An 11522-nucleotide genomic window follows, 5' to 3' on the forward strand; every position below is an offset into this window, starting at 1 on the left:
ACAGTCAGAGCGGTATGCGTGATTCCCGATGGGGCGGAGCGGGAGCAGGATGGACGCCGACACCGCCCCCGCGCAGGAGCCGCCCGCTGAAAGCGGCACGCACAGCCGCCCGCCCGGCGCGGCGGACCGACCCCTGGAGAGAGACCCCCGAGCACATGACCCGCCGCATCCCGAGACCGTCGTCCTGGCTGCCGGTCGACGCCTACGTCCTGGCGCTGGCCGCGACCGTGGCCCTCGCGGCGCTGCTGCCCGCCCGGGGAACCGCCGCCGATGTGGCGGGCGGGGCCTCGACGGGAGCGGTCTCGCTGTTGTTCTTCCTCTACGGGGCGCGGCTCTCCACGGCCGAGGCGCTCGACGGGCTCAAGCACTGGCGTCTCCACCTCACCGTCCTGGCCTGCACCTTCGTCCTCTTCCCGCTGCTGGGACTGGCGAGCGGCGGGCTGGTGCCGTACGTGCTGACGCCCGAGCTCCAGGCAGGCTTCCTCTTCCTCTGCCTGGTCCCCTCGACGATCCAGTCGTCCATCGCGTTCACCTCGATCGCCCGGGGCAACGTGCCCGCCGCGATCTGCGCCGGGTCCTTCTCCAGCCTCGCCGGGATCTTCGTGACCCCGGTGCTCGCCGCCCTGCTCCTCGGTTCGACCGGGGGCGGGTTCTCGGCGGACTCCCTGATGAGGATCGTGCTCCAACTGCTCGTCCCGTTCCTCGCCGGGCAACTGCTGCGCCGCTGGGTCGGCGGTCTCCTCACCCGGCACAGGAAGGTGCTCGGACTGGTCGACCGGGGGTCGATCCTGCTCGTCGTCTACACCGCGTTCAGCGAGGGGATGGTCGCCGGCGTCTGGCACCAGGTCACCCCGGCCCGGCTCGGCGCGCTGCTCGCCGCCGAGGCGGTCCTGCTGGCGCTGATGCTCACCCTGAGCTGGTACGGGGCACGGCGGCTCGGGTTCGACCGGGCGGACCGGATCGCCATCCAGTTCGCCGGGTCGAAGAAGAGCCTGGCGGCCGGGCTGCCGATGGCGAGCGTGATCTTCGGCGCGCACGCGAGCCTGGCGGTGCTGCCGCTGATGCTCTTCCACCAGATGCAGCTGATGGTCTGCGCGGTGATCGCCAAACGCCGCTCCCGCGACGCCGAGCCGACCCGGGGCCCGGCGGATGCGGACTCCGCTTCCGGGGCGTTGTCGGACCCGCCGGTTACGGTGAGCCGGTAGCCGGTAGCCGGTAGCCGACAGCGAGGAAGCGCCATGAGTGACGAGCCCGGTACGCCCGCCGACGACTTTCCGCACGGGGCGGGCCATCCCGCCCGCGGCGCCCTGCGGGCGGCGGGCTACACCCGCCTCTCCCAGCTCACGACCGTGACCGCGGCGGAGGTGCTCGCGCTGCACGGGGTCGGCCCGAAGGCGGTCAGGGTCCTGCGCGAAGCGCTGGCCGCCGAGGGGCTGGCCTTCGCGGGGGAGTGAGGCCCGTACGCTCCGGGCCTCCCCGCACGGGGCTCCACCCCTCCGCGCCGCCGCGCCTCAGCCCCGGCGGGCCGTCGCCTCCAGCGCGATCCGGTGCTCACCGGCGTACACGTTCATCGACGGGCCGCGCAGGAAGCCGACCAGCGTCAGTCCGCTCTCCGCCGCCAGGTCCACGGCCAGCGACGAGGGCGCGGAGACCGCCGCGAGCACCGGGATCCCCGCCATGACGGCCTTCTGCGCCAGCTCGAACGAGGCCCGCCCCGACACCAGCAGGACGGCCCGCGACAGGGGCAGCCGGTGGTCCGTCAGCGCCCGGCCCACCAGCTTGTCGACCGCGTTGTGCCGGCCGACGTCCTCGCGGACGTCCAGCAACTCGCCCTCCTCCGAGAACAGCGCGGCGCCGTGCAGGCCGCCCGTCCGGTCGAACACCCGCTGCGCGGCCCGCAACCGGTCCGGGAGGGCGGACAGCAGCTCCGGGGTGACCCGCACCGGGGGAGCGTCGGCCACGGGGTGCCGGGTCGTGGTGCGTACCGCGTCCAGGCTGGCCTTCCCGCACAGGCCGCACGAGGAGGTGGTGTAGACGTTCCGCTCCAGCGTGATGTCGGGGACCCGGACCCCGGGCGCCAGCTTCACGTCCACCACGTTGTAGCTGTTCACACCGTCGGCCGTAGCCCCGGCGCAGTAGACGATCGACTGCACCTCGTCCCCCTCGGCGATCACCCCCTCGCTGACGAGGAAGCCCGCGGCCAGCGCGAAATCGTCGCCCGGCGTACGCATCGTGATGGCCAGCGGCCTGCCGTTCAGGCGGATCTCCAGGGGTTCCTCCGCCACCAGGGTGTCCGCGCGGGAGGAGACGGCACCGTCCCGGATGCGGAGGGTGCGGCGGCGTTCGGTGGCCCGTCCCATGGATGTGAACCCCGATCTCTCCGTGTGCGATGGCCGATGGTTTCCGTCCCTGCGGGCGGAAGCCGGAACCTGACCCCGCCATTGTCCGGCACCCGCCCCGGCGTGTCGCAGCCGCGGCCCCTGCACGCTGACCAGGCAGTTGTCAATGCTCCAACGTGTGGGCCGGATTCCTGTGGGATCACGTGCCCCCGTACCCGGCGGTAGCGACCAAGACTGGATGTTTCCTGCCCTACCCGACGATGGGAACCCGTATGACCGGCTCACGTGTCGTGGCGCTCGGCCACTACCAGCCCGCCAAGGTGCTCACCAACGACGATCTGGCGGCCATGGTCGACACGAGCGACGAGTGGATCACCAGCCGGGTCGGTATCAAGACCCGCCATGTGGGTGGCCCGGACGAGCCGGTGGACGAGATGGCCGCGCACGCGGGAGCCAAGGCGCTGGCCACGGCAGGGCTGGTGCCCGCGGACATCGATCTGGTGCTCGTCGCCACCTCCACCGCGATCGACCGGTCCCCGAGCATGGCGGCGCGGGTCGCGGCACGCCTGGGCATGGGCTCGCCCGCCGTGATGGACATCAACGTGGTGTGCTCCGGTTTCACGCACGCGCTGGCCACCGCCGACCATGCGATCCGGGCCGGTGCGGCGACCCGGGCCCTGGTCATCGGGGCCGACAAGATGGCCGACATCGCGGACTGGACCGACCGCTCCACCTGCGTCCTGCTCGGCGACGGCGCGGGCGCGGCGGTCGTCACGGCCGACCCGGCGGCCCCCGACACCCCGGAGGGACCCGGCATCGGACCGGTGCTGTGGGGCTCCGTGCCGGAGATGGGCAACGCGGTCCGGATCGAGGGGACACCGCCGCGCTTCGCGCAGGAGGGCCAGTCCGTCTACCGCTGGGCCACCACTCAGCTCCCCCCGATCGCCCGCCGGGTCTGCGAGAAGGCGGGCATCGCCCCGGAGGACCTGGCCGCCGTCGTCCTGCACCAGGCCAACCTGCGGATCATCGAGCCGGTCGCCCGCAAGATCGGCGCGGTCAACGCCGTCATCGCCCGGGACGTGGTGGACTCCGGCAACACCTCGGCGGCCTCCATCCCGATGGCCCTGTCCAAGCTGGTCGAGCGCGGCGAGGTCGCCTCCGGCGCGCCCGTCCTGCTCTTCGGGTTCGGCGGAAACCTCTCCTACGCGGGTCAGGTCATCCGCTGCCCCTGACCGCTTCCCGAGCGTCCCGGGCGACCTCCGGCCGAGCACCTTTGTCCTGAGTGTGGAGAAAGTTGGAGCGGATTCCTGCGCAACTTCTTCCCACTCCGGGAAAGCGCTGCTACGTTCCCCTCGAAAGCCCGACGGACTGGCCGATGTGGCGGGGAGGGACGCGTGAGACGCATGACGGCACGACCCGCGAACGCGCATCAGGCGCGGCTGCTCCGGCTGCTGCGCGACGGGGGCCCCAACTCCCGTGCGCAACTGGGTGATCAGGTCGAGCTGTCGCGCTCGAAGCTCGCCGTCGAGGTGGACCGGCTGCTGGAGACCGGCCTGGTGGTGGCCGACGGACTCGCCGCATCGCGCGGCGGGCGCCGCTCGCACAACATCCGGCTCGCTCCCGAACTGCGCTTCCTCGGGGTCGACATCGGCGCCACCTCGATCGATGTGGCCGTCACCAACGCGGAGCTGGAGGTCCTGGGACACCTCAACCACCCGATGGACGTGCGCGAGGGCCCCGTCGCCGTCTTCGAGCAGGTCCTGTCGCTGGCCGCGAAACTCCGGGCCTCCGGGCTCGCCGAGGGCTTCGACGGCGCGGGCATCGGGGTCCCCGGCCCCGTCCGCTTCCCCGAGGGCGTGCCGGTCGCGCCGCCGATCATGCCCGGCTGGGACGGCTTCCCGGTCCGCGAGGCGCTCAGCCAGGAGCTGGGCTGCCCCGTCATGGTCGACAACGACGTGAACCTCATGGCGATGGGGGAGCAGCACGCGGGCGTGGCCCGCTCCGTGGGCGACTTCCTCTGCGTCAAGATCGGCACCGGCATCGGCTGCGGCATCGTCGTCGGCGGTGAGGTCTACCGCGGTACGACCGGCAGCGCCGGGGACATCGGGCACATCCAGGTCGACCCGGACGGCCGGGCCTGCGCCTGCGGCAACAAGGGCTGCCTGGAGGCCCACTTCAGCGGTGCCGCCCTCGCCCGGGACGCGGAGGGCGCCGCCCGGGAGGGCCGCTCGCCCGAGCTGGCCGTCCGGCTGGAGGCGGCGGGGCGTCTCACCGCCGCAGACGTGGCGGCCGCCGCCGCTGCCGGTGACGCCGCCGCGCTCGACCTGATCCGCGAAGGCGGCAACCGGCTCGGCCAGGTGATCGCCAGTCTGGTCAGCTTCTTCAATCCCGGTCTGGTGGTGATCGGCGGCGGGGTCACCGGCCTCGGTCACAACCTCCTCGCCAGTGTCCGCACCCAGGTCTACAAGCAGTCCCTGCCCCTGGCCACCGGCAACCTCCCCATCGTGCTGGGCGAGTTGGGGCCCACCGCCGGAGTGATCGGCGGGGCCCGGCTCATCAGCGACCACCTCTTCTCGCCGGCCTGACCACAGGGCCGTACGCACCACCGCATTGGTCAGGTACCCGGCGTGAGCCAGGTACTAGTCAGGCACTAGCCAGTCACTCATCAGGCACTTGCCAGGTACTCGTCAAGCAATCACTCCTCAGGCAAACGCTCCTCAGGTACACGCTCCTCAGGTAATCGCTCCCAGGTACTCCTCAGCAGCCGTTCGCGGTGCCGCCGGCTCCACGGCACCTCCAGCCCTGCGCCCTGTCCGCTCACCGGCCCTCCCCGGCCCCTCGGCACCGCCCGAGCAGGGGAGACCCCATTCGCCGAGGGGATTCGTCATGGCACCAGAACCACCCCTGCTCACCATGTCCGGCATCACCAAGCTCTTCCCGGGCGTCCGCGCCCTGGACGGCGTCGACCTGGAGGTCCAGGCCGGCGAGGTCCACTGCCTCCTCGGCCAGAACGGCGCGGGCAAGTCCACCCTCATCAAGGTGCTCGCCGGAGCCCACCAGCCCAACGACGGCGAGATCACCTGGCGCGGCGAAACCGTCCAGCTCAAGTCGCCGATCGCCGCCATGCGCCTGGGCATCGCGACCATCTACCAGGAACTCGACCTGGTCGAGGGCCTGTCGGTCGCCGAGAACGTCTTCCTCGGCCACGAGCCGACCAGCGCCGGCTTCATCGTCCGTACGGGGGAGGGCCGTTCCGCCGCGAAGGCGCTCCTGGCCCGCCTCGGACACCCGGAGATCGACCCCGCCCGGCAGGTCGGGGACCTCTCCGCCGCCCAGCAGCAGATCGTCTCCATGGCGCGGGCCCTCTCCCACGACGTCCGGCTCATCGTGATGGACGAGCCCTCCGCCGCCCTCGACCCCGACGAGGTCGACAACCTCTTCCGGATCGTCGACGGCCTCACCGCCGACGGGGTGGCCGTCGTCTACATCTCGCACCGGCTGGAGGAGATCCGCCGCATCGGCGACCGGGTCACCGTCATCAAGGACGGCAGGACCGTGGCCGTCGGGCTGCCCGCCGCCGACACACCCACCCGCGACATCGTTGCCATGATGACCGGCCGGGACGTCGCCTATGTCTTCCCGCCGCGCCCCGAGGAGCCGGCCGCCACCACCGAACCCGTGCTCCGGGTCCAAGGGCTCTCCCGCAAGGGCGAGTTCGCGCCCGTCGACCTGGAGCTGCGGCCCGGCGAGATCGTCGGCCTCGCCGGACTCGTCGGCTCGGGGCGCTCCGAGATCCTGGAGACCATCTACGGGGCCCGCAAGGCGTCCACCGGGACCGTCACCGTCGCCGGAAGGCAGCTCCGCACCGGCAGCGTCCGCGCCGCCGTCGCCGCGGGCATCGGCCTCGCGCCCGAGGAACGCAAGGCGCAGGCCCTGCTGATGACCGAGTCCGTCACCCGTAACGTCTCGGTCTCCTCCCTCTCCCGCTTCGCCCGGATCGGCTGGATCGACCGGGGCGGGGAGCGGAAGGCCGCGCGGAGCGCCACCCGTGAGCTCCAGATGCGGCCCGACAACCCGGACGCCGCCGTCCGCACTCTCTCCGGCGGCAACCAGCAGAAAGCCGTCCTCGCCCGCTGGCTGCTGCGCGGCTGCCGGGTCCTGCTGCTGGACGAACCCACCCGTGGCGTCGACGTCGGCGCGCGCGCCGAGCTCTACGCCGTGATCCGCCGGCTGGCCGACGAAGGCCTCGCCGTACTGCTCGTCTCCAGCGAAGTGCCCGAAGTCCTCGGCCTCGCCGACCGGGTGCTGGTGCTCCGCGAGGGCCAGGTCGTCCACACGGCCCCCGCCCAGGAGCTCGACGAGCACCGCGTACTCGACCTCGTGATGGAAGGGAGCCCGACGCCATGACACAGCCCGCCCCGTCGGCGCAGCACAACGGGCCGGACAAGGGGACCCTCGCCGGCCCCTCCGACACGCCGCCCCGGAAGTCGGGCGGCGGCATGCCGGCCCTCGGTCTGCGGCTCGACGTCCGGATCCTGTCCCTGCTCGGCGTCCTCGCCGCCCTGATCCTGGTCGGCGGCATCACCGAACCGGACGCCTTCCTGGACACCGGGAACCTCCAGCTGATCCTGACCCAGGCGTCCGTCATCGGCGTCGTCACCGTCGGCATGACCTTCGTCATCATCAGCGGCGGCATCGACCTCTCCGTCGGCGCCATGGTCGCCCTCGCCTCGGTGTGGGCGACGACCCTGGCCACCCAGGAGTACGGCTTCGCGGGCATCGCGTTCACCGCGGTCGTCGTCGGCCTCGCCGCCGGACTCGTGAACGGCGTCCTCATCGCGTACGGCGGCATGGTCCCGTTCATCGCGACGCTGGCCATGCTCGCCTCGGCCCGCGGTCTCGCCCTCCAGATCACCGACGGCAAGACCCAGATCGTCACCGTGGACTCCGTCCTGGACCTCGGCCTGCCCGACTCCTACATCCTGGGCATCCCGCCGCTGGTCATCATGTTCGCCGTGGTCACCGTCGTCGGCTGGCTGATCCTGAACCGGACGACCTTCGGCCGCCGCACCGTCGCCGTCGGCGGCAACGCGGAGGCCGCCCGCCTCGCCGGGATCGACGTCCGCCGCCAGCGCCTCTACCTCTACCTGCTGTCCGGACTGTGCTGCGGCATCGCCGCCTTCATGCTCATCGTGCTCGCCGGCTCCGGCCAGAACACCAACGGCAACCTGTACGAGCTCGACGCCATCGCCGCCGCCATCATCGGCGGGACCCTGCTCAGCGGCGGCCGGGGCACCATCGTCGGCTCCGTCCTCGGCGTCCTGATCTTCACCACGATCACCAACATCTTCGCTCTCAACAACCTCCAGAGCGACGTCCAGCAGATCGCCAAGGGCGCCATCATCGTCGCCGCCGTCCTCGTCCAGCGCCGCACCATGCGCGGCAGGGAGACCTGAGCGGCCCCGGCCACCCCGGACACCCCGCCCCTGAACACCTCCCGCACCCGCACCTCGTACGCACCCACCGGATGAAGGGTCAGACCGTCATGCCAGAAACCAGCCGCAGAGGGCTGCTGTTCGGAACCGCCGCCGTCTCCGCGGGCGCGCTCCTCACCGCCTGTACCAGCAACGAGCCCAAGAAGACCGAGTCGGCGGCCAACAGCGCCCCCGCCGACGACAAGCCCGGCAAGGCCGTCACCATCGGCTTCGCCGGACCGCAGGCCGACCACGGCTGGCTCAACGCGATCAACGTCAACGCCAAGTCCCGGGCGGAGACGTACTCCGACGTCACCCTGGAGATCACCGAGGGCTCCAACGACACGGCCGCCCAGATCGGCCAGGTCAAGACCCTCATCAACAAGAAGGTCGACGTCCTCGTCGTCCTCCCCGCCGACGGTAAGGCCCTCACCCAGGTCGGCCTGGAGGCCATGAGGGCGGGTATCCCCGTCGTCAACCTGGACCGCATCTTCGCCTCCCCGCAGGCGTACCGCTGCTGGGTCGGCGGCGACAACTACGGCATGGGTCTCAACGCCGGGCACTACATCGGCGAGCAGCTCAAGGACAAGGCGAACGCCAAGGTCGTCGAGCTCGCGGGGATCGACAACCTGGAGCTGACCAAGCAGCGCAGCCAGGGCTTCGCCGACGCCCTCAAGAACTACTCCAACATCAAGCTGGTGGCCCGTCAGGCGGCCGACTTCACCGTCGAGTCCGGCCAGGCCAAGATGGCGCAACTCCTCCAGGCGCAGAAGCAGTTCGACGCCCTCTGGAACCACGACGACGACCAGGGCGTCGGCGCGCTCCGCGCCATCGAGCAGGCGGGCCGCGACGAGTTCATCATGGTCGGCGGCGCCGGAGCCAAGTCCGCGATGGACGCCATCAAGGCCGGCGACTCGGTGATCAAGGCGACCGTCCTCTACCCGCCGACGATGGCCGCGTCCGCGATCGACCTGGCCCGGGCGCTGGGCCAGGGCAAGGGTGTCGGCGGCCTCTCCGAGATGGAGATCCCGACCTCCCTGACCCTGTACTCCGCGGTCGTGACGAAGGACAACATCGACCAGTACCTGCCGACGGGCTTCAACTGACCGGGACTCCGGGGGGTGCTCGGAGCGCATCCCCCGGCCCGTTACCGCACATCGACGAGGAGGAAGTCCGCATGGCCCGTAGTCAAGAGACGGAAACGCACGGCCCGGCACCGTCGCCGCAGGAGGCGCAGGGAACGCTCGGGGTCGGCATGGTCGGGTACGCGTTCATGGGCGCCGCCCACTCGCAGGGCTGGCGCACCGCGGGACACGTCTTCGACCTGCCCCTGCGGCCCGCTCTCGCCGCGATCTGCGGGCGCGACCGTGCGGCGGTCGACGCCGCGGCGGCCCGGCACGGCTGGGCCGCCGCGGAGACCGACTGGCGGGCGCTGATCGCCCGGGACGACGTCCAGCTGATCGACATCTGCACCCCCGGCGACAGCCATGCGGAGATCGCCATCGCCGCCCTGGAGGCGGGCAAGCACGTCCTGTGCGAGAAGCCGCTCGCCAACACCGTCGCCGAGGCGGAGGCGATGGTCCGCGCCGCCGAGGCGGCCGCCGCCCGCGGGCAGGTGGCGATCGTGGGCTTCAACTACCGCAAGGTGCCCGCGATCTCCTACGCCCGGCAGCTCATCGCGGAGGGCCGGCTCGGCCGGCTGCGCCACGTGCGGGCCACCTACCTCCAGGACTGGCTGGTGGACCCGGCCTCCCCGCTCACCTGGCGGCTCAAGCGCGAGCACGCCGGGTCCGGCGCGCTCGGGGACCTCGGCGCCCACATCGTCGACCTCGCCCAGTACCTTGCGGGCGAACTGCTCACCGGAGTGTCGGCGGTGGCCGAGACCTTCGTACGCGAGAGGCCCCTGCTCGCCGGGGCGTCGGCCGGGCTCTCCGGCAGCGCCGACACGGTGGAGCGGGGCGAGGTGACCGTCGACGACGCGGCGATCTTCACCGGCCGCCTCGCCTCCGGCGCACTGGCCTCCTTCGAGGCGACCCGGATGGCCGCCGGGCGCAAGAACGCCCTGCGCCTGGAGATCAACGGGGAGCTGGGCTCCCTCGCCTTCGACCTGGAACGCCTCAACGAGCTGTCCTTCCACGACCACACCGAACCCGCGGCCACCGCGGGCTTCCGCCGCATCCTCGTCACCGAACCCGAGCACCCCTACCTGGAGGCCTGGTGGCCGCCGGGCCACGGCCTCGGCTACGAACACACCTTCGTCCACCAGGCCCGCGACGTGGTCCACACGATCGCCGACGGCACCGCACCCGTACCGTCGTTCGCGGACGGGCTCCAGGTGCAGCGGGTGCTCGCCGCCGTGGAGGAGAGCGCCGCCAAGAACTCCGTGCACACCCCGGTCCCGTCCTCGTAACCCAGGAGGTAGCCGCCCATGCCCCGCCCCTTCACCCTGTTCACCGGCCAGTGGGCCGACCTCCCGCTGGAGGAGGTCTGCAAGCACGCCCGGGACTTCGGCTACGACGGTCTCGAACTCGCCTGCTGGGGAGACCACTTCGAGGTCGACAAGGCGCTGTCCGACCCCGGATACCTGGACAGCAGGCACCAGCTGCTCGACAGGTACGGGCTGAAGTGCTTCGCGATCTCCAACCACCTGGTCGGCCAGGGCGTCTGCGACCACCCGATCGACGAACGCCACCAGGGCATCCTGCCCGGCCGCATCTGGGGCGACGGCGAGCCCGAAGGCGTACGGCAGCGGGCCGCCGCCGAGATCGCGGACACCGCCCGGGCGGCCGCCGCCTTCGGGGTGGACACGGTCATCGGGTTCACCGGCTCCTCGATCTGGCACCTCGTCGCGATGTTCCCGCCCGTCCCGCCGCACATGATCGAGCGGGGTTACGAGGACTTCGCCGAGCGCTGGAACCCGATCCTGGACGTCTTCGACGCCGAGGGGGTCCGCTTCGCCCACGAGGTGCACCCGAGCGAGATCGCGTACGACTACTGGACCACCAAGCGCGCGCTCGAAGCGGTGGACCACCGGCCCGCGTTCGGGCTGAACTTCGACCCGAGCCACTTCGTCTGGCAGGACCTGGACCCGGTGGGCTTCCTCTACGACTTCCGCGACCGGATCTACCACGTGGACTGCAAGGAGGCCCGCAAGCGCCTCGACGGCCGCAACGGCCGCCTCGGCTCGCACCTGCCGTGGGGCGATCCCCGGCGCGGCTGGGACTTCGTCTCCGCCGGTCACGGTGACGTGCCCTGGGAGGACGTCTTCCGGATGCTCCGGTCCATCGGCTACGAGGGCCCGGTCTCGGTCGAGTGGGAGGACGCCGGCATGGACCGGCTGACCGGCGCCCCGGAAGCGCTCGCCAGCCTCAAGAGGTTCGACTTCGACCCGCCGTCGGCCTCCTTCGACGCGGCCTTCGGCGGCGGCGAGTAGCGCGGACGTCCCAGCCCCGGGGGCATGATCCGGTCCACGGCTCCCCGCCCCCGGGGCTGCCTCGCGCTGCCCGGAGACTCCTTTGTCCTGGCGGAAGCAGAAGTTCGACCTACCTGTCGCACAAGGGCTTTCCGTCGAGGACGAACAGGTCTACCGTCCATTTCGTGTACACGACATGACTCGCGTCACCGGGGTCGCTCCCGTCCCCGGTGACGCATGCGCGGCAGTCCCCGCGCGGCACGGCACGGCTACACCCGCCCGTACAACCGGCACTCT

Annotated in this window: 10 protein-coding genes; 9 read left to right on the top strand and 1 reads right to left on the bottom strand. The window is 71.7% G+C overall.

Annotated features, from left to right (window positions below):
* Positions 1-155: 155 nt before the first annotated feature.
* Together OG245_RS32725 and OG245_RS32730 are read left to right on the top strand one after the other, a co-directional pair.
* Positions 156-1205, top strand: a complete 1050-nt coding sequence (locus OG245_RS32725; RefSeq protein WP_371626948.1) for a bile acid:sodium symporter family protein — start codon at positions 156-158, stop codon at positions 1203-1205.
* Positions 1206-1238: 33 nt separating this feature from the next.
* Entirely contained in the window at positions 1239-1454 is a 216-nt protein-coding gene (locus tag OG245_RS32730) for a DNA-binding protein (RefSeq protein WP_371626949.1), read from the top strand.
* A gap of 57 nt (positions 1455-1511) precedes the next feature.
* Here OG245_RS32730 and fdhD read toward each other — a convergent pair whose 3' ends face one another.
* Positions 1512-2360: a formate dehydrogenase accessory sulfurtransferase FdhD gene (fdhD, locus tag OG245_RS32735; protein WP_371626950.1), complete on the bottom strand. Its 849-nt coding sequence runs from the start codon at positions 2358-2360 to the stop codon at positions 1512-1514.
* 251 nt (positions 2361-2611) lie between these two features.
* Between fdhD and OG245_RS32740 the strand changes: the two genes are divergently transcribed.
* From OG245_RS32740 to OG245_RS32770, 7 genes are all read left to right on the top strand, one after another.
* On the top strand, positions 2612-3571 hold the full coding sequence (locus OG245_RS32740) for a beta-ketoacyl-ACP synthase III (RefSeq protein ID WP_371626951.1): 960 nt from the start codon (positions 2612-2614) through the stop codon (positions 3569-3571).
* Between the two features lie 171 nt (positions 3572-3742).
* Entirely contained in the window at positions 3743-4924 is a 1182-nt protein-coding gene (locus OG245_RS32745; protein WP_371626952.1) for an ROK family protein, read from the top strand.
* A gap of 301 nt (positions 4925-5225) precedes the next feature.
* A complete protein-coding gene (locus OG245_RS32750; RefSeq protein ID WP_371626953.1) occupies positions 5226-6746 on the top strand; it encodes a sugar ABC transporter ATP-binding protein in 1521 nt (506 codons plus the stop codon).
* Complete coding sequence (locus tag OG245_RS32755) at positions 6743-7795, top strand: ABC transporter permease (RefSeq protein WP_371626954.1); 1053 nt, start codon at positions 6743-6745, stop codon at positions 7793-7795. Before OG245_RS32750 ends, OG245_RS32755 begins: the two co-directional genes overlap by 4 nt.
* Positions 7796-7884: 89 nt before the next feature.
* Positions 7885-8919, top strand: a complete 1035-nt coding sequence (locus OG245_RS32760) for a substrate-binding domain-containing protein (RefSeq protein WP_371626955.1) — start codon at positions 7885-7887, stop codon at positions 8917-8919.
* Between the two features lie 149 nt (positions 8920-9068).
* Positions 9069-10223, top strand: a complete 1155-nt coding sequence (locus tag OG245_RS32765) for a Gfo/Idh/MocA family protein (RefSeq protein WP_371628050.1) — start codon at positions 9069-9071, stop codon at positions 10221-10223.
* 18 nt (positions 10224-10241) lie between these two features.
* Entirely contained in the window at positions 10242-11246 is a 1005-nt protein-coding gene (locus OG245_RS32770; protein ID WP_371626956.1) for a sugar phosphate isomerase/epimerase family protein, read from the top strand.
* Positions 11247-11522: the final 276 nt, after the last annotated feature.

The organism is Streptomyces sp. NBC_01116, assembly GCF_041435495.1.
GTDB lineage: Bacteria > Actinomycetota > Actinomycetes > Streptomycetales > Streptomycetaceae > Streptomyces.

Bases quoted from the DNA above. Each gene is read 5' to 3' on its own strand.
- fdhD (WP_371626950.1), bottom strand. From the start codon at position 2,360: ATGGGACGGGCCACCGAACGCCGCCGCACCCTCCGCATCCGGGACGGT.
- OG245_RS32755 (WP_371626954.1), top strand. From the start codon at position 6,743: ATGACACAGCCCGCCCCGTCGGCGCAGCACAACGGGCCGGACAAGGGG.
- OG245_RS32730 (WP_371626949.1), top strand. From the start codon at position 1,239: ATGAGTGACGAGCCCGGTACGCCCGCCGACGACTTTCCGCACGGGGCG.
- OG245_RS32765 (WP_371628050.1), top strand. From the start codon at position 9,069: ATGGTCGGGTACGCGTTCATGGGCGCCGCCCACTCGCAGGGCTGGCGC.
- OG245_RS32770 (WP_371626956.1), top strand. From the start codon at position 10,242: ATGCCCCGCCCCTTCACCCTGTTCACCGGCCAGTGGGCCGACCTCCCG.
- OG245_RS32725 (WP_371626948.1), top strand. From the start codon at position 156: ATGACCCGCCGCATCCCGAGACCGTCGTCCTGGCTGCCGGTCGACGCC.
- OG245_RS32740 (WP_371626951.1), top strand. From the start codon at position 2,612: ATGACCGGCTCACGTGTCGTGGCGCTCGGCCACTACCAGCCCGCCAAG.
- OG245_RS32750 (WP_371626953.1), top strand. From the start codon at position 5,226: ATGGCACCAGAACCACCCCTGCTCACCATGTCCGGCATCACCAAGCTC.
- OG245_RS32745 (WP_371626952.1), top strand. From the start codon at position 3,743: ATGACGGCACGACCCGCGAACGCGCATCAGGCGCGGCTGCTCCGGCTG.
- OG245_RS32760 (WP_371626955.1), top strand. From the start codon at position 7,885: ATGCCAGAAACCAGCCGCAGAGGGCTGCTGTTCGGAACCGCCGCCGTC.